We start from the raw sequence: 17,690 nt of genomic DNA on the forward strand, positions 1-17,690 counted from the left end.
ACCCCGCCCGGAGCGGGCCGGCACCGGGCACCCGCTACTGGGGCTCCATGACCGGCGCCGGGTCCGGGGTCACCACGGCCGCCTGCGGGCGGATCGGCAGGCGGTTGACGGGGCGGCCCGTCGCCGCGCGCACCGCCGAGGCCACCGCCGCGGGGGACGCCACGACCGGCGCCGCGCCGGCCGCCTTCGCCCCGAAGGGGGCCACCACGTCGCGCTCCTCCACGAGCTTCACGATCCGGATGTCCGGGGCGTCCAGAGAGGTGGGCAGCGCGTAGCCCGTCAGGTCGGGGCGGCGCACGATGCCCTTCGGGGTGCGCAGGTTCTCGGTGAGGGCGGCGCCCACGCCCTGCGTGACCCCGGCCTCGATGCGGGCGGCGAGCTGCCCGGGGTTCAGGACGCGGCCGACGTCCTGCGCCACCGCCAGCTCCACGACCCGTACGGAACCGATCTCGATGTCGACGTCCACGACCGCGCGGATCGCGCAGAAGGCGAGCCCCACGAAGGCGTCGCCCTGGCCCTGCGCGTCCAGCGGCTCCGTCGGGTGCGGGCGGCACTGGGCCGTCGCCCACAGCTCCTTGCCGTCCATGGCCTCCTCGACCGTGGTGGACAGCACGCCGTCGTAGGAGGTGATCTTGCCGTCGGCGATCTGGAGCAGCTCCGTGGACATGCCGAACTTGTGGGCCAGCGGTTGCAGGAGCTGGGTGCGGACCATCTTCGCGGCGCGTTCGACGGCGCCGCCCGAGACCCAGGTGTGCCGGCCCCGGCAGCCGGGCCCGGCCGGCGGCTGGTCCGTGTCGACGGGGGCGACGTGCACCTCGTCGACGCCGAGCGTGTCCTGGACGATCTGGCGGGCCAGCGTCGCGAAGCCCTGGCCGGTCTCGACGGCGGCGCAGATGACCGTGGCGACGCCGTCGTGGACCTTGACCGTGGCGGTGGAGACCTCGTCGGCGCCCTCGGCGCCGAGCATGTGGACCATGCCGATGCCGTAGCCGACCCCGCGCCGGACGGCGCCGGGCTCCCCCGCGCCCTCGGGCCCGCCGGGCAGCAGCCAGTCCTCCTCCGGGGTGTCCTTGGGCAGCGCCGGGAGCGGGAACTCCCGTACGGCGTCGAGGAGTTCGGCGACCGGCGCGGGGCAGGTCACGGTCTGGCCGGTGGGCAGCACGTCGCCAGTCGCCAGCACGTTGCGCATGCGCAGCTCGGCCGGGTCGACGCCGAGCTTCTTCGCCAGCTTGTCCATCTGGGCCTCGTACGCGGCGCAGACCTGCATCGCGCCCTCGCCCCGGACGTGCCCGGAGGGCGGGTTGTTGGTGCGCACCGCCCAGCCCTCGATCGAGGCGTGCGGCACGACGTAGGGGCCGCAGGCGAAGGCGACGGCCGCCGCGAGCGCGTCGGACGAGGTGTCGGCGTAGGCGCCCGCGTCCAGCAGGATCTGCGCCTCCACCTTCACCAGCCTGCCCTCGGCGTCGGCGTGGTGGCGGTATCTCAGGAGGGTCGGGTGGCGGTGCGGGTGGCCGAGGAAGGACTCCTCGCGGCTCGCCGTCAGCTTGACCGGGCAGCCCGTGTGCAGGGCCAGCAGGCCCAGCGGGAGGTGGAAGCTCGGGTCCTCGCGGTCGCCGGTCGCGCCGGGCACGCCGGTGACGACGACCTTGACGCGCTCCGGCTCCAGGCCGTAGCGGGCGGCCGCCGCGTCGCGGTCGCCGTGCGGGTCGTTCGAGGCGATGTACAGCTCGACGCCGCCGTCGGGGCGCGGCACGGCGAGCCCCGCCTCGGCGCCGATCGGCGCCGGGTCCTGGCGGCCGATGCGGTACAGGCCCTCCACGATCACCTCGCCCTGCGTCTCGGTGTCGCCGTGGCTGAGCGGGATGTGCCGGACCAGATTGCCGTCGGGGTGCAGCGGCTCGGCGCCGAAGGACTGCTCGGGGTCCGTGACCGGTTCGAGGACCTCGTACTCGACGATGATCGCCGCGGCGGCCATCCGCGCGGTGTCCGGGTGGTCCGCCGCCACCGCCGCGAGCGCCTCGCCGTGGTGCCGGACGACGTCGGCGGCGAAGACCGGGCGGTCGGCGGTGCGGTGGCCGGCCGGCGGGCCGCCGGGCACGTCCTCGTGGGTGACGACCGCGCGCACGCCGGGCATCTCGCGCGCGTGGGAGGTGTCGATGGAGACCACGCGCGCGTGCGCGTGCGGCGAACGCAGCACCGCCGCCCACAGGAGCCCTTCGGCCCACAGGTCGGCGGCGTAGGGGAAGGTGCCCTCCGCCTTCGCTCTGGCCTCCGCGGAGGGCAGGGTGGTGCCCAGGCCGTGCGGGATCCCCTCCGCCTCGGGGGTCAGGCCCGCAGGGGCCTCGGTGGTCTCGTTCGTCACGCCTGGCCTCCGTCCTGGAACAGGTCACCACTGGCCGGTCCCGCCTGCCGCGGGATGCGGGGCTCCTCGCCGTCCTCGGTCCGCTCGCCCGGCTCGCCCTGCTCGGCCGCCGCCGCGCGGGACGCCCGGCGCTCGGCCGCCACCTCGCGCACCGCGTCCAGGACGCCGCGATAGCCGGAGCAGCGGCACAGGTTGCCGCACAGCGCCTTGCGGGCCTCCAGATCGGTGGGGTCCGGATTGCCCTCCAGCAGGTCGTGCACCGTCATCGCCATGCCGGGGACGCAGAACCCGCACTGGACGGCGCCGCACGCGGCCAGCGCGCGCTGCACGTCGGAGGGGCGGCCCTCCTCGGCGAGGCCCTCGACGGTCCGGACGTCGCTGCCCGCCGCCGTCGCCGCCGGGACCAGGCAGGAGGCGACGAGCCGGCCGTCCACCTGGACGTTGCAGGCGCCGCACTCGCCCTGCGAGCAGCCGTCCTTGGCGCCTGCGAGGCCGAGGCGCTCGCGCAGCACGTACAGCAGCGACTCGCCGATCCAGGCGTCCGTGACGGGGCGGTCGGCGCCGTTGACCCGCAGGACGTAGCTGGCGAGGGGGTGGTCGTCGTGGAGGGGCAGGGGTGCGGCGGCCGGCTCGGGCCCGGCCTCCGGCTCCGGTTCGGCCGCGGGCTCGGGCGTGGGCGCGGGCTCGGCGGCCGGTTCGGGCCGGTCCGTGCCGGTCCGCCCGTCGGCGACCGGCTCCGGCTCCTCGGCCGCGGGCCCGGATGGTTCGGCGGCGGGCTCGGCCGGTCCGTCGGGCGCGGGCCGCTCGTCGGCGACCGGCTCGGGCGCGGCCTCCGGCTGCGGGTCCGGCTGCGGGTCCGGCTCCGGCTCCGGCTCGTCGGCGACGGCCTCGGGCGCCTCCTGGACCCACGCCCGGGCGGACACCTGCGGCTCCGGCGCCCGCGGCTCGGGCAGCACGGCGGGTTCGGCCCGCTCGACGGGCTCCGGCAGCGGGCCGGGGCCGGCGAGCGGCCCGCGGTCGAGCAGCTGCGCGGCGTCCGGAAGCGGCCCGGCGCCGGGGAACTGCTCGCGGTCGGGGAACTGCTCGTGGCCGGTGAACGAATCGTGGTCGGGACCCGGTGCGTGGTCGGGACGCGGTGCGTGGTCGGGAAGGGGTGCGTGGTCGGGACGCGGTGCGTGGTCGGGAAGGGGTGCGTGGTCGGGACGCGGCGCGTGGTCGGGAAGCGGTGCGGGCGGCGCCTCGGCGGCCCACTCCTGCGTCGCCCACGGTGCGGGCGCGCCGCCCGGCAGCGTCGCGGGCGGCGTCCGGTCCCCCCACCGGGAGGCCGGCGCCGACGTCGTGAACTCCCCCGAGTCGTCGGGGATCTCACCGCCCGCGAGGGGGATCGACCACTGGCCGGTGGCCCCCTGCGCGGCCCCGGCGGCGCCGCTCCCGTACGGGTCCCGGTTCGCCTCGGGCCAGCTGACGTCCCGGCTCCCGGCGGACTGCTGCGGGTCGGGATGCCGCGGGTCGGACTGCTGCGGGTCGGACTGCTGCGGGGCGACGCCGGTCAGGCCGGGCGGCAGCACCCACACGCCGGTCGCCGCCGGGTCGGTGGCGGCGGCGCCGGTGGCCGGGCCGACCGTTATCTGCGGCGGGACGTACCCGTGGCCGGGCGCGGCCAGCGGCGCGTCCGGGAAGCTGTCGGGGGGCAGTTGCACGAAGGCCGTGGCGTCGGAGTCGTACTCGCCCCGCGGCAGTGGCTGCCAGCCGTCGCCCTCGTCGGGTCCGGGGTACTCGTTCGTCACGACAGCGCCCTCCCGAGTGCCCGTCGGGCCAGCGCGGCGACGGTGCGCCGCAGGTGCAGTACGGCGGGCGGCAGCGCCTCCCGCGTGCCGTCCGGGGCCGGCGCCGGGTCCGGGATGCAGGCCGCGGCGACGTACTCGCCGAACGCCTGGACCGCCTCCGGCACGAGCGCGCCGCGCTCGCCGTCCCAGTCGATGAGCGAGGCCACCCACTGCTCGGCCTCCAGCGGGCGCAGCGGCATCGGCGCGATGGCGCCGACCGCGCAGCGCACCCCGCGCCGGGCCGGGTCGAGGACGAGCGCGACCGAGGCGGTCGCCCGGCCGGGGCCGGTCCGCCCGGTCGCCTTCAGGAACACCTGCGGGGCGTGCAGCAGCGGCACCCGCACGAAGCCGATCAGCTCGCCGGGCCGGAGCACCTCCATGCCCGCGAGCAGGTGCGACACGGGCACCTCGCGGCGCGCGCCGCCGGGCCCCGCGATGATCAACGTGGCTTCGAGGGCGGCCAGTACGGGCAGCGCGTCGTTGGTCGGGGCGGCCGAGGCGATGTTCCCGCCGAGCGTGCCCGCGTTGCGGATCTGCGGCGGGCCCGCGGCGCGGGCGGACGCGGCGAGGGCCGGGATGAGCGCGGCGAAGTCGGGGCGGCCCATGCGCGCGTGGGTCAGACCGGCGCCGAGCAGCGCGTGCCCGTCCTGGTACTGCCAGCCGCGGATCTCGCTGATCCGGCCGAGGCCGACCAGCGCGGCCGGGCGGAGTTGACCCGCGTTGACCTGCGCCATGAGGTCGGTGCCGCCGGCCACGGGGACGGCCGCGGGCATGGCGGCGAGCGCCGCGACCGCCTCGTCCAGCGAACCCGGAAGTACCGCGGCCTGTGTCGCCTGCGGTGCGTGCGTGGTCAAACCGGCTGCCCCTTCCCGATGTCCGGCCGCGCGCCGGGCGGCGCGCCGGTCCCCGCGTGGTCCGCGTGCGACCGCCGTTCCCGCCGTTACGCCTGTTCCGCCGTACGGTACGTGCTGACAGGCCGGACGTGGCAACTCTGGCACATCTTCCCCGGAGCCCGGAGAGGGGGTCCGGTAGGAGGCATTCGCCCCTTCCACCTGGGAGATGACTGAAATGGCAGCACATCACCCGTGCGCACGAATTGGCACTCTTCGGTGACATATGGGGCGTCCTCGTGCGGGTGCCTCACCCGCGCGGGCGGCGGGTGAGGCGGTCCGGCTCACACGTTCGGCGGCTCCCCTTCGAGCGGCCGGCCGAGCACGCCGGGGCGCCGCTGCCACGGCAACGGGCCCTCGGGGCGCCGGTAGTCGACGCCCAGGGCGTCAAGTCGGCGGTAGTGGGCGGTCATCCGGCGCTCGAAGTCCGCGTAGTCGCGCTCGGCCGGCCCGGGCAGTGCGCTCCAGGCCACCTCGCTGAAGGCGGACAGCCGGGGGAAGGCCTGGTAGTCGACGCGCTGGGCGTTCTCCGTCACCTCGGTCCACAGGTTGGCCTGGGTGCCCAGGACATGGCGGGCCTCGTCCTCGGTGAGCTGCGGCGGAACCGGCTCGAAGCGGTAGACGTCCTCCAGGGTGCGCACGTACGCGATGGGCACGGGTTCGTCGGCGCCGTCGGACTGCCGGTAGTCCAGGTAGACCTGCTGGAGCGGGCACATGACGACGTCGTGGCCGGCGCGGGCGGCGGTGATCCCGCCCTCGTAGCCGCGCCACGAGGAGACCGTCGCGCCCGGGGCGAGCCCGCCCTCCAGGATCTCGTCCCAGCCGACGAGCCGGCGGCCGCGCTCGCTCAGCCAGGTGTCGAAGTGCCGGATGAACCAGGACTGGAGCTCGTCCTCGTCCTTCAGGCCGAGTTCGGCGATCCGGGCCTGCGCGGCGGGCGAGGCCTTCCACTGCTCCTTGGGGCACTCGTCGCCGCCGACGTGGACGAAGGTGGAGGGGAACAGCTCCAGGATCTCCTCGAAGACGCCCTCGTAGAAGCGCAGGGTCCGCTCGGTCGGGGCCAGGACGTTGGGGTTGACGCCCCAGGTGTCCCAGACGGGCAGGGCGGCCGTGTCGACGACGTCGGTGTTGCCGAGTTCGGGATAGGCGTGGATGGCGGCCTGCGAGTGCCCCGGGATGTCGATCTCCGGCACGACGGCGATGTGCCGGGCGTGCGCGTAGGCGACGATCTCGCGGATGTCGTCCTGGGTGTAGAACCCGCCGTGCGGCTTGTCCTCCCACAGCTCCGAGGCCCGGTGGCCGTACTTGGTCCGGGTCCGCCAGGAGCCGTCCTCGGTGAGCCGGGGGTGGCGCTTGATCTCGACGCGCCAGCCCTGGTCGTCGCTGAGGTGGAAGTGGAAGACGTTCAGCTTGTGCGCGGCCAGCAGGTCGAGGAAGCGCAGGACGCCGTCCTTGGGCATGAAGTGGCGGGCCACGTCGAGCATCGCGCCGCGCCAGCCGAAGCGGGGCGCGTCCTCGATGTCGGTCAGCGGCAGCCGCCAGACGCGGCCCGGCAGCGGCGCGCGCCGGAAGGCGTCCGGGCCGAGCAGCTGGCGCAGGGTCTGGGCGCCCCAGAACACCCCGGCGGGCGAGCCGCCCCGCAGGTCGACGCCGCGCGGGGTGACCGCGAGCCGGTAGCCCTCCGCCGGGAGTGCGCCGTCGACGGACAGCCGGATGAGGTCGCCGTCACCGGCGCCGTCGCCGGGGTCCCGGGCGGGCAGGGACAGGCCGGTCGCGGCGCCGACCGTGGCGCGCAGCCAGCGGGCGGTGTCCTCGGTGCCCGCCCCGGCGGCGATCCCGGTGCCGTCGCCGACGGCGAGGTACTGGTCGCCGTAGCTGGCCACCGCTCGGGGGGCCGGAATCAGATCCATGAAACTCAGTCCTTAACCGCGCCGCCGAGCCCGGACACCAGGCGCCGCTGTACGAGTACGAAGAAGACCAGTACCGGAATGGTCATCACGGTCGACGCTGCCATGATTCCGCCCCAGTCGTTCTCGTCCGGTTTGAAGAAGACGAGCAGGGCCATCGGAAGCGTCGACTGGGAGGTGTCGCTGATGATGAACGACTTCGCGAACAGGAAGTCGTTCCAGGTGGAGATGAAGGAGAAGACGCTCGTCGCCACCAGGCCGGGGAAGACCAGGGGGAAAAGGATCTGCCACAGGAAGCGGGAACGGCTCGCGCCGTCCAGGTGGGCGGCCTCCTCCAGCGCCTCGGGCACGGCTTTCACGAATCCGCGCAGCATCCAGATCGCGAACGGCAGCGAGAACGCGAGGTGCGGCAGGATCAGCGAGCCGAGCGTGTTGAGCTGCCCGAAGTCCCGCATGAGGAAGAACAGCGGAATGGTCAGGGCCTCGACCGGCACCATCTGCGCGACGAGGAACATGATGAGCAGCGTCGTGCGGAACCGGAATCGGAAACGGGTCACCGCCGTCGCGGCGAGAAACGCGACGAGCGCCGAGATCACCACGACCGTGCCCGCCACGATCAGGCTGTTGACGAAGTAGCGGCCGAATTCCTGCTGTTGGAACACGCGGCGGAAGGAGTCGAGCGACGGATCGAGCGTCCAGGGGCGCGGCCGGGTCGATTCGATCTCCCCGGCCGGTTTGAGGGCGCTGAGCACCATCCAATAGAGGGGGAAGGCGACGACGAGCGCGATCAGCAGCGCGGACGTCTCGGCGGCGAGCCGCCAGGGCCGTCGGATTCTCACAGTTCCCTGCCCTCCCGGCGCATCAGCCGCAGATAGACGAGCGTGACCACGAGCAGGATGACGAGCATCACGACGCCGATGGCCGAGCCGAGGCTGTACTCGCTGCCGGCGAACGCCTTCTGGTACGCGTACACGTTCAGGACGAGGTTCTGGCCCGCGATGCCGCCGCCGCCCGTCATCACGTAGATCTGGGTGAAGACCTTGAAGTCCCAGATGACGGACTGGATGGTGACGACGACGAGGATCGGGCGCAGCATCGGCGCGGTGACGGAGCGCCAGGTCCGCCACTGGGAGGCGCCGTCGAGGGAGGCCGCCTCCAGCACCTCCCCCGGGATGGCGCGGATACCGGCGTACACGGTGACCATGACGAACGGGAAGGAGCACCAGACCACTTCGAGCAGGACCAGCGCGAAGGCGCTGTAGCGGCCGTACGTCCACGAGAAGTCGCCGAGCCCGAGGACCTTGTTGACCGGGCCGAAGTCGGCGTCGAAGAGGAACATCCAGACGGTGGACCCGGTGATCGCCGGGGTGGCCCAGGCGCCGAGCGCGGCCAGCATCAGCGCGAGCCGGGGCACGGCCCGCACCCGGGTGAGCAGCACGGCCAGCGCGCAGCCCACCAGCAGGGTGGAGACGACGCAGGCCGCGGCGAACAGCACGGTGGCGAGCAGCACCTGCCAGAACTGGCGGTCGGCGAAGAGCTCCTGGTAGTTGCCGAGGCCCCGGAAGGTGGTGGGGGCGCCGCCGCTGACCTGGGCCTGGGTGTACTCCAGGAAGGAGATCAGGCCGAGCTGGTAGATCGGGTAGACGAGCAGTGCGCCCAGCAGGACCAGGGCGGGGGCGAGATAGAGCCAGGGCGTCCACCGCCCGCCCCGCGCGTGCAGGGAGCTCACCCGGCGGCCCCGAACGCGGCGTCCATCTTCTTCGCGGCGTCCCCGGAGGCCGCCGCGACGTCCTTACGGCCGCTGACGATCTCCTGGAACATGGTGGGCAGGACCTGGGAGGCGTCGATCTGCGCCCAGCCGGGCGAGGCGGGCACGAACTTCGCGCCCGCGCCGAGGGTCTTCACGAAGGGCGCGACGAACGGCTCCTCCTCGGCGATGTCCTGGCGTACGTCGGTGTAGGTGGGCAGGAAGCCCATCCCGGAGAAGAGGGCGCGCTGGGCGTCCTTGCCCGCGAGCCGCTTCATGAGGTCGACGGCGAGCGTGCGGTGCGAGGTGCTCTTCAGGACGCCGATGTTGTTGCCGCCGGCGAAGGCGGGCGCGACGGTGCCCCGCCGCACGCCCGGCAGCGGCACGACGGCGTACTTGCCCTTCACCGCGCCGTCCTCCATGGCCTGGTGGCTGAAGTCGCCGCCGATCGCCATGGCGGCCTTGCCGGAGGCGAAGGCGGTGACGGTGTCGTTGCCGCCCATCGCGGCGCACTTGGCGGCGGGGCAGTTGGTGTCGCCGAAGAGCGAGGTGTACGCCTTGATGCCCTTGCGCGCGGCCGGGCTGTCGATGGCCGCGGTGTAGGCGCCGCCCTTCTTCTCGGCGAGTTCGCCGCCGTTGGCCCAGATGAACGGCATCGCGCCGTAGGTGTAGGCGCCGCCGACCGCGAGCCCGTAGAGGTCGGGCTTCGCCTTGTGGATCTTCTTGGCGGTGGCGACGAGTTCGGCCTGGGTCTTGGGGACGTCGACGCCGAGGTCCTTGAAGACGTCGGTGCGGTAGTACAGCGCGCGGACGCCGACGAAGTAGGGGGCGCCGTAGATCTTCCCGTCGACGGTCACCGACTCCTTGGCGGTCGGGTCGGTGTCGGCAGCCTCCCGCCAGGCCCCGAACTCCTTCGTCACGTCGGCGAGTCCGCCGTCCTTCACGTATCCGGCGGTGTCCGTGTTGCCGTACTCGATGACGTCGGGGGCGCTCTTCGGGTCGTTGAAGGCGGCCTTGATCTTCTCGGCGCGGGTCTCGACGGGGATGTACTCGATCTTCACCTTCGCGCCGTCGTGCGCCTTCTCGAAGGTGTCGACGGCCGCGTCCATGACTTTCTTCTTGGGGCCGTTGTTGACCTCCTGGAAGAGCCAGACGCGCAGCGTGCCGCTCTTGTCGTCCTGCGCGGAGTCGCCGCCGCCGGACGTGCCGGGGGCGCACGCGGCGGTGGCGGCGAGCACGAGGGCGGTGAGCGGAAGGGCTGTTCGGGCAAGGGGCTTCATCGGAAACGCCTCCGAAGTGTCGTTGCAACATACGCAATGGTTGTTTCGCTGTGCACAACAGGACGGAGGCTAGAAGGACTGGACCATTGAGCGCAATGGTTTACGGGCAACACAGAGGCCCCCGGCGTGCGTCACCGCACACCGGGGGCCTCGCCGACGGAGGAGGGAGGAGCTAGTTCTTGCCGCCGCCGTCCTTGCCCTTGTCCTTGTCGCCGCCCGCGCCCATGGACTCGTAGATCTCCTTGCACATGGGGCACACGGGGTACTTCTTGGGGTCCCGGCCCGGCACCCACACCTTGCCGCAGAGGGCCACGACGGGCGTGCCTTCCAGCGCGCTCGCCATGATCTTGTCCTTCTGGACGTAGTGGGCGAAGCGCTCGTGGTCGCCGTCGCCGTGCGACGTCTGCGGCGTCGGCTCTACGAGGGTCCCCGTACCTGTCCCGCGCTCGGGCTCAAGAGTGCTCATAACCGCCAAGGGTACTGAAGCGCGCGCCGTCGACGAAGAGCCGGCGGAGCGGTCAGTTGAGCGAGGGATCGTCGGGATAGGTCGCCACCATCGCCAGCTCGCTGCGCTGGCGCCGCAGCACCGCCCGCCACAGCCCCTGCGGGCGGGTGGCGGAGACGTCCCCGGGCTCCGACTCGACGACGTACCAGGCGCCCTCGGTCAGCTCGTCCTGCAACTGGCCGGGCCCCCAGCCCGCGTACCCCGCGAAGATCCGCAGCGAGCCGAGCGCCGCCGCGAGCAGCTCCGGCGGCGTCTCCAGGTCGACGAGGCCGATCGCGCCGTGCACCCGGCGCCAGCCGAGCGGGCCGTCCGCCGCCGGGCCACCGGGGATCACCGCGACGCCGAGCGCCGAGTCGAGGGAGACCGGACCGCCCTGGAAGACGACGCCCGGCTCGCCGGCCAGCTCGCCCCAGCCCTCCAGGATGTCGCCGACGTCCACCGGCGTCGGCCGGTTCAGGACGACACCGAGCGAGCCCTTCTCGTCGTGGTCGAGAAGCAGCACGACCGCCCGGTCGAAATTCGGGTCCGCGAGGGCGGGTGTGGCCACGAGCAGCCGCCCTGTGAGCGAGGACACCTCGGTCATGCCAGACATGATCCCGCATCTTCGCGCCGTAGGGGGAGGCGTCCGCAACTCCCGTATGCGCGCAGGTCGGCGCGCGGGGAGGCGGAGGGGGTGCGTCGGCGGCGCCCGTCACCCCTTGTGTCCGTTTAAGAACTTTTCGTGTTGTAGCGAAGTCATGACGCTTCCGCCCCGCAGCGGGCATACGGAACAGGGGCGAGCGGCCCTTACGCTTGTCCCTTGGTCCCCTGCCCACCCTCATCGGAACGCGAGATTCATGACCGTCACCGGCATTGACGACGTACTGCTTGTCCACGGCGGAACCCCGCTGGAGGGCGAGATCCGTGTCCGCGGCGCGAAGAACCTCGTGCCCAAGGCCATGGTCGCGGCGCTGCTCGGCAGCGCTCCGAGCCGGCTGCGCAATGTCCCCGACATCCGCGACGTGCGTGTCGTACGCGGGCTGCTCCAGCTGCACGGCGTGACGGTCCGCCCCGGTGAGGAGCCGGGCGAGCTGGTGATGGACCCCTCGCACGTGGAGTCGGCCAACGTCGCCGACATCGACGCGCACGCGGGCTCGTCGCGCATCCCGATCCTGCTGTGCGGCCCGCTGCTGCACCGCCTCGGCCACGCGTTCATCCCGGGCCTGGGCGGCTGCGACATCGGCGGCCGGCCGATCGACTTCCACTTCGAGGTGCTGCGGCAGTTCGGCGCCACCATCGAGAAGCGCGCCGACGGCCAGTACCTGGAGGCCCCACAGCGGCTGCGCGGCACCAAGATCCGCCTCCCCTACCCCTCCGTGGGCGCCACCGAGCAGGTCCTGCTCACGGCCGTCCTCGCCGAGGGCGTCACCGAGCTGTCGAACGCGGCGGTGGAGCCGGAGATCGAGGACCTGATCTGCGTCCTGCAGAAAATGGGCGCAATCATCGCGATGGACACCGACCGCACCATCCGCATCACGGGTGTCGACACGCTCGGCGGCTACACGCACCGCGCGCTCTCCGACCGCCTGGAAGCCGCCTCCTGGGCCTCCGCGGCGCTCGCCACCGAGGGCGACATCTACGTCCGCGGCGCCCAGCAGCGCTCGATGATGACGTTCCTGAACACCTACCGCAAGGTCGGCGGCGCCTTCGAGATCGACGACGAGGGCATCCGCTTCTGGCACCCCGGCGGCCAGCTCAAGTCGATCGCCCTGGAGACGGACGTCCACCCCGGCTTCCAGACCGACTGGCAGCAGCCGCTCGTCGTGGCCCTCACGCAGGCCACGGGCCTGTCGATCGTCCACGAGACGGTCTACGAGTCGCGGCTCGGGTTCACCTCCGCGCTCAACCAGATGGGCGCGCACATCCAGCTCTACCGCGAGTGCCTGGGCGGCTCGGACTGCCGCTTCGGCCAGCGCAACTTCCTGCACTCCGCCGTCGTCTCCGGGCCCACCAAGCTGGAGGGCGCCGACCTGGTCATCCCCGACCTGCGCGGCGGCTTCTCGTACCTGATCGCGGCGCTGGCCGCCCAGGGCACCTCCCGGGTCCACGGCATCGACCTCATCAACCGCGGCTACGAGAACTTCATGGAGAAGCTCGTGGAGCTCGGCGCCAAGGTCGAGCTCCCGGGCAAGGCGCTCGGCTAGCCGCCGCCCCTGCCCGCCCGTACGCCGATGGGGCCCACCCGGATCTTCCGGGTGGGCCCCATCGGCGTACGGGCGGCTCAGAGGCTCCCACAGGGGCCCTCCCGGCCGTCCACGGGCCGTCCACGGCCGGGCGGCCCGGCAGAAACCGGCGGGCGGTCATCCGGAACCCCGGATGACCGCCCGCCGAAGATCGCCGAGGACTACTTGCCCTTGGCGGCTTCCTTGAGCTTGGAGCCCGCGGAAACCTTGACGCTGTAACCGGCCGGAATGTTGATCGGCTCGCCGGTCTGCGGGTTGCGCGCGGTGCGAGCGGCACGGTGCGTGCGCTCGAAGGTCAGGAAGCCGGGGATGGTGACCTTCTCGTCGCCCTTGGCAACGATCTCGCCGACGGTCTCGGCGAACGCGGCCAGCACGGCGTCGGCGTCCTTGCGAGTCACCTCGGCGCGGTCGGCCAGCGCGGCCACCAGCTCACTGCGGTTCATGTTTGTACTCCCGTGTTCTTCTTGCCGTTGAGGCGTGCCACGCGGCGCAAGGCCGCATGTTGGGCAACAACGAATCCGATGCTGCCAGGGTCTCGGTCAGGCCCAGGACCCGGGTCCGTCGTCCGAACCCTCGCGCCCGAAGACGCATCCTGCCCCCACCAGCGGCGGTAAAGCCAATCCGGCACCCGTGGGGGTCACACGGAAAGCGCCGTCGCCCGTGGCCGGGGCGGGCCGGGGGCCTGCTTCCCGGCCACCCTAGAGGGCCCATGAGGGCCCCGCATTCCGCGACGCGCCGGTCCTCAGGCGGTCGTGGCGCCCGTCACAGCCGCCCCGGCCGCCTTCGCGGCGTCCCGGACGGCACCCGCCACGGCACCCGCGACCTTGTCGTTGAAGACGCTCGGGATGATGTAGTTCGGGTTCAGCTCGTCCTCGCCGACGACGTTCGCGAGGGCCGTCGCCGCGGCCAGCATCATGTCCGTGTTCACCGTGCGCGACTGGGCGTCGAGCAGGCCGCGGAAGACGCCGGGGAAGACCAGCACGTTGTTGATCTGGTTCGGGAAGTCGGAGCGTCCCGTGGCCACCACGGCCGCCGTCTGCCGGGCGATCGCGGGGTCGACCTCGGGGTCCGGGTTCGCGAGCGCGAACACGATGGCGTCGTCGGCCATGGCGGCGACGTCGTCGCCCCCCAGCACGTTCGGCGCCGAGACGCCGATGAAGACGTCCGCGCCGACGACCGCTTCCTTCAGCGTGCCGACCAGGCCCTCGGGGTTGGTGTTGTCCGCGATCCAGCGCAGCGGCGAGTCGCTGTCGGCGCCCTTGAGGTCCTCGCGGTCGGCGTGCACGACCCCGTGGATGTCGGCCACCACCGCGTTCTTCACCCCGGCCGCCAGCAGCAGCTTCAGGATGGCGGTACCGGCCGCGCCGGCGCCCGACATGACGACGCGGATGTCGCCGATCGCCTTGTTCGTGACGCGGAGCGCGTTCGTCAGCGCGGCGAGCACGACGATCGCGGTGCCGTGCTGGTCGTCGTGGAAGACGGGGATGTCGAGGGCCTCGCGCAGCCGGGCCTCGATCTCGAAGCAGCGCGGCGCGGAGATGTCCTCCAGGTTGATGCCCGCGAAGCCGGGGGCGATCGCCTTGACGATCTCGACGATGGCGTCGGTGTCCTGGGTGTCCAGGCAGATCGGCCAGGCGTCGATGTCGGCGAAGCGCTTGAAGAGGGCCGCCTTGCCCTCCATGACCGGCATGGCGGCCATCGGGCCGATGTTGCCGAGGCCGAGCACCGCGGAACCGTCCGTCACGACCGCAACGGTGTTGCGCTTGATGGTCAGCCGGCGGGCGTCCTCGGGGTTCTCGGCGATCGCCATGCAGACCCGGGCCACACCCGGCGTGTAGACCATGGAGAGGTCGTCACGGTTGCGGATGGGGTGCTTGGACTGCATCTCGATCTTGCCGCCGAGGTGCATGAGGAACGTACGGTCGGAGACCTTGCCGAGCGTCACGCCCTCGATGCCGCGCAGTTCCTCGACGATCTCGTCCGCGTGGGAGGTCGAGGAGGCCGCGATCGTGACGTCGATCCGGAGCTTCTCGTGACCGGAGGCGGTGACGTCGAGGCCGGTCACCGAGCCGCCGGAGGACTCCACGGCCGTGGTGAGCTGCGATACGGCGGTTCCGCTCGCGGGCACCTCCAGCCGGACCGTCATCGAGTAGGAGACGCTGGGCGCCGTTGCCATGGCCGACTTCCTCTGCTTTCACCGTGTAGCTGTTGCTGTCCGATCGTCGCACCTACCACCGGGTACGTGGTAGTCGCATCGGATGGTGAACCTTACGTTCACGCCGCTTTCGGAAACTGACTTCCACCATACGAGAAGTGGCCGCAAACAGAAAGAGGCCCACGTCACTTCCGTGACGTGGGCCTCTTTCGTACGTCTGCGACACCGGCCCGCCATGCTCGCCTCGCGGCAAGTGGTCCCTCTGAGGGACGAAGGTTGGGCCCGGGGGCTTGGATCGAACCGGTGCCGTCATCAACGGTAACACCGCCGACCCGAGACACAAGGGCCCGTCGGGATCAGTCGCGCAGCAGGTCCGGAACCCCCCGCGCGTCCGGTTCGTCGCGCTCGGCGGAGACCACCGTGAGCTGCTGCGTCGCCCGGGTCAGGGCCACGTACAGCACCCGCAGCCCGGCCGGGGACTCGTCGGCGATCTCCGCCGGCGAGACCACGACCGTCGCGTCGTACTCCAGGCCCTTGGCCTCCAGCGAGCCGAGGGCGACGACCCGGTCGCCGAGCCCGGCCAGCCAGCGCGCGGCCTCCTTGCGGCGGTTCATCGCCACGACGACGCCCACCGTGCCGTCGACCTGTCCGAGCAGCCGCGCGGCCTCCTGCCGGACGGTGTCCGCCGTCCGGTCGCCGACGGCCACGAAGCGCGGCCGGACCCCGGTGGAGCGGACCGCCGCCGGGGACGTCGCCCCGGGCATGGCGAGCGCGAGGACCTTCGCCGCCAGGTCCGCGATCTCGGACGGGTTGCGGTAGTTGACCGTCAGCTCGAAGCGGCGCCGCGGCCGGCTGCCCAGCGCCTCGTCGCGGGCGGCCGCCGCCTCGTCCGGGTCCGACCACGAGGACTGCGCCGGGTCGCCGACGATCGTCCAGGTGGCGTGCCGGCCCCGGCGGCCGACCATCCGCCACTGCATCGGGGTCAGGTCCTGCGCCTCGTCGACGATGACGTGCGCGTACTCGGTCCGCTCCTGCGCCAGCCGCTCGGCCCGCTCGTACTGCGTCTCCTCCCGTACGGGCATCAGCTCCTCCAGGCCGGTGAGCTGGTCCAGCGGGTCGTACTCGCGCCTGCGCCTGGGGCGGGCCGGGGCGCCGAGCACCGCGTTCAGCTCGTCGAGCAGGGCGACGTCGTGCACCGAGTACGCCTCGCGGCGCAGCGACCTGGCCAGCTTGCGGACCTCGCCCGGGTTGAGGATCCGGCGGGCCCAGCGGCCCAGGCGGCGCTCGTCGGACATCGCGGACAGCACGGCGCGCGGCGTCAGCTCCGGCCACCAGGCGTCCAGGAAGCGCACGAAGTCGTCCTCGCCGGTGATGTCCTCGTCGAAGGACGAGCGCAGCTCCGCCGCCAGCTCGGGGTCGGTGTGCCGGCCGCCCGCGCCGGACTGCGACCACAGCGCGTCGAGGAGCAGCTTGCGGGCGCGCGGGCGCAGGTGGTTGACCGGCGCGGTGCCGCTGAGCGCCGCCTGCCGGATCCGGTCGAGCTGCTCCGCGTCCAGCTCCAGGCGGCGCCCGAAGGCGACGACGCGGAGCCGGCCGGGAGTGCCCACGGCCGGGGTCGCGGGCTCCTCCTCCTCGCCGAGGGCCAGCTGCTCCTGGCGGGCGGGCGCCGCCGGGCGGCCCGACTCCAGGGCGCCGCGCGCGGCCTTGCGCAGCACCTTCAGCATCCGCGACGAGCCCTTCACGCGGGCGACGGCCGGGCTGTCGTACTCGGTGGCCTCGGCGCCGCCGGGACCGTCGTACAGGGAGCCGACCGCGCGGATGGCGACCTGGCCCTCCTCGCCCAGCGAGGGCAGCACGCCCTCGGTGTACGCCACGAGCAGCGGGGTCGGGGACACGATGAGGATGCCGCCCGCGTACCGGCGCCGGTCCTGGTACAGCAGGTAGGCGGCGCGGTGCAGGGCGACCGCCGTCTTGCCGGTGCCCGGCCCGCCCTCCACGTACGTCACCGAGGCGGCGGGGGCGCGGATGACGAGGTCCTGCTCGGCCTGGATGGAGGCGACGATGTCCCGCATGGAGTGGCTGCGGGCCTGGCCGAGCGCCGCCATCAGGGCGCCGTCGCCGATCGCGGGCAGCTCGCGGCCGTCGAGGAAGGCGGTGACCTCCGGGCGCATCAGGTCGTCCTCGACGCCCAGCACCCGGCGCCCCTTGGACCGGATGACCCGGCGGCGCACCACCCGGCCCGGGTCCACGGGCGTCGAGCGGTAGAACGGCGCGGCCGCCGGGGCCCGCCAGTCGATCACCAGCGGCGAGTAGTCCGCGTCGAGCACGCCGATCCGGCCGATGTGCAGGGTCTCGGCGATGTCGGCGACCTGCCGGGCGCCGTCGGCGCGGATCGCGCCCTCGGCCGGCTCGATCGCCGTGTAGGCGCCGTCGGGCCCCTTCTTGCCGTCCTTGCCGGGCAGCAGGTCGATGCGGCCGAAGAGGAAGTCCTCGAACTCGTTGTTGAGCCGGTTGAGGTGGATCCCCGCCCGGAAGACCTGCGCGTCGCGCTCGGCGAGCGCGCCGGGGGTGCCGACCTGGCCGCGCTTGGCGGCGTCGTCCATGAGGAACTCCGCCTCGTGGATCTTCTCCTCCAGGCGGCGGTAGACGGCGTCAAGATGGTCCTGTTCGACGCCGATCTCACGGTCGCGGACGGAGTCCGCGCCGCCGTCCGTCGCGGAGTCTGTCCTGGAGTCCATCGTGCTGCGGTCCACCGCTGATTCGTGCTGAGCCTGAGCGGCCACCGGGCCCCCTTCT

General features: G+C 73.0%; 13 protein-coding genes. 1 reads left to right on the top strand and 12 read right to left on the bottom strand.

Going from position 1 to position 17,690, the window contains the following annotated elements:
- Positions 1-34: 34 nt before the first annotated feature.
- The 9 genes from ACIP5K_RS26420 to ACIP5K_RS26460 all read right to left on the bottom strand — a co-directional run bounded on the left by ACIP5K_RS26420 (position 35) and on the right by ACIP5K_RS26460 (position 11,100).
- Complete coding sequence (locus ACIP5K_RS26420; RefSeq protein WP_401413319.1) at positions 35-2,362, bottom strand: xanthine dehydrogenase family protein molybdopterin-binding subunit; 2,328 nt, start codon at positions 2,360-2,362, stop codon at positions 35-37.
- Complete coding sequence (locus ACIP5K_RS26425) at positions 2,359-4,149, bottom strand: 2Fe-2S iron-sulfur cluster-binding protein (protein WP_401413321.1); 1,791 nt, start codon at positions 4,147-4,149, stop codon at positions 2,359-2,361. Before ACIP5K_RS26425 ends, ACIP5K_RS26420 begins: the two co-directional genes overlap by 4 nt.
- Positions 4,146-5,042 (bottom strand): FAD binding domain-containing protein, encoded by an 897-nt coding sequence (locus tag ACIP5K_RS26430; RefSeq protein ID WP_401413323.1) that lies wholly within the window; start codon positions 5,040-5,042, stop codon positions 4,146-4,148. Before ACIP5K_RS26430 ends, ACIP5K_RS26425 begins: the two co-directional genes overlap by 4 nt.
- A 320-nt stretch (positions 5,043-5,362) precedes the next feature.
- Positions 5,363-6,988, bottom strand: a complete 1,626-nt coding sequence (locus ACIP5K_RS26435) for a beta-N-acetylhexosaminidase (protein ID WP_401413324.1) — start codon at positions 6,986-6,988, stop codon at positions 5,363-5,365.
- A gap of 5 nt (positions 6,989-6,993) precedes the next feature.
- Positions 6,994-7,824 (bottom strand): carbohydrate ABC transporter permease, encoded by an 831-nt coding sequence (locus tag ACIP5K_RS26440; protein WP_401413326.1) that lies wholly within the window; start codon positions 7,822-7,824, stop codon positions 6,994-6,996.
- Positions 7,821-8,714, bottom strand: a complete 894-nt coding sequence (locus ACIP5K_RS26445; protein WP_401413327.1) for a carbohydrate ABC transporter permease — start codon at positions 8,712-8,714, stop codon at positions 7,821-7,823. Before ACIP5K_RS26445 ends, ACIP5K_RS26440 begins: the two co-directional genes overlap by 4 nt.
- Complete coding sequence (locus ACIP5K_RS26450) at positions 8,711-10,012, bottom strand: extracellular solute-binding protein (protein WP_401413329.1); 1,302 nt, start codon at positions 10,010-10,012, stop codon at positions 8,711-8,713. The genes ACIP5K_RS26445 and ACIP5K_RS26450 overlap by 4 nt, the downstream gene beginning before the upstream one ends.
- Positions 10,013-10,184: 172 nt before the next feature.
- Positions 10,185-10,478, bottom strand: a complete 294-nt coding sequence (locus ACIP5K_RS26455; RefSeq protein WP_401413330.1) for a DUF3039 domain-containing protein — start codon at positions 10,476-10,478, stop codon at positions 10,185-10,187.
- A 52-nt stretch (positions 10,479-10,530) separates the two neighbouring features.
- The gene (locus ACIP5K_RS26460; RefSeq protein WP_401413332.1) at positions 10,531-11,100 is read right to left on the bottom strand and encodes a YqgE/AlgH family protein; all 570 of its coding nucleotides are present in this window, start codon (positions 11,098-11,100) and stop codon (positions 10,531-10,533) included.
- Positions 11,101-11,353: 253 nt separating this feature from the next.
- On the opposite strand from ACIP5K_RS26460, the gene murA reads away from it, so the two are divergent.
- A complete protein-coding gene (gene murA / locus ACIP5K_RS26465; protein WP_401413334.1) occupies positions 11,354-12,700 on the top strand; it encodes a UDP-N-acetylglucosamine 1-carboxyvinyltransferase in 1,347 nt (448 codons plus the stop codon).
- A 200-nt stretch (positions 12,701-12,900) separates the two neighbouring features.
- Here the strand turns inward: murA and ACIP5K_RS26470 are convergent, their stop codons facing one another.
- The 3 genes from ACIP5K_RS26470 to ACIP5K_RS26480 form a co-directional block, all read right to left on the bottom strand.
- Positions 12,901-13,182, bottom strand: coding sequence for an HU family DNA-binding protein (locus ACIP5K_RS26470; protein ID WP_016645140.1), 282 nt, complete (start codon positions 13,180-13,182; stop codon positions 12,901-12,903).
- Positions 13,183-13,481: 299 nt separating this feature from the next.
- Entirely contained in the window at positions 13,482-14,915 is a 1,434-nt protein-coding gene (locus ACIP5K_RS26475) for an NAD-dependent malic enzyme (protein ID WP_401413337.1), read from the bottom strand.
- A 335-nt stretch (positions 14,916-15,250) separates the two neighbouring features.
- Positions 15,251-17,677, bottom strand: a complete 2,427-nt coding sequence (locus ACIP5K_RS26480; protein ID WP_401413338.1) for a HelD family protein — start codon at positions 17,675-17,677, stop codon at positions 15,251-15,253.
- Positions 17,678-17,690 lie beyond the last annotated feature (13 nt).

It is taken from the genome of Streptomyces sp. NPDC088785, from assembly GCF_044750685.1.
In the GTDB taxonomy this organism is placed as follows: domain Bacteria; phylum Actinomycetota; class Actinomycetes; order Streptomycetales; family Streptomycetaceae; genus Streptomyces.

Coding starts and splice junctions, on each gene's coding strand:
- ACIP5K_RS26435 (WP_401413324.1), bottom strand. CDS start 6,988: ATGGATCTGATTCCGGCCCCCCGAGCGGTGGCCAGCTACGGCGACCAG.
- ACIP5K_RS26450 (WP_401413329.1), bottom strand. CDS start 10,012: ATGAAGCCCCTTGCCCGAACAGCCCTTCCGCTCACCGCCCTCGTGCTC.
- ACIP5K_RS26455 (WP_401413330.1), bottom strand. CDS start 10,478: ATGAGCACTCTTGAGCCCGAGCGCGGGACAGGTACGGGGACCCTCGTA.
- ACIP5K_RS26460 (WP_401413332.1), bottom strand. CDS start 11,100: ATGACCGAGGTGTCCTCGCTCACAGGGCGGCTGCTCGTGGCCACACCC.
- murA (WP_401413334.1), top strand. CDS start 11,354: ATGACCGTCACCGGCATTGACGACGTACTGCTTGTCCACGGCGGAACC.
- ACIP5K_RS26470 (WP_016645140.1), bottom strand. CDS start 13,182: ATGAACCGCAGTGAGCTGGTGGCCGCGCTGGCCGACCGCGCCGAGGTG.
- ACIP5K_RS26475 (WP_401413337.1), bottom strand. CDS start 14,915: ATGGCAACGGCGCCCAGCGTCTCCTACTCGATGACGGTCCGGCTGGAG.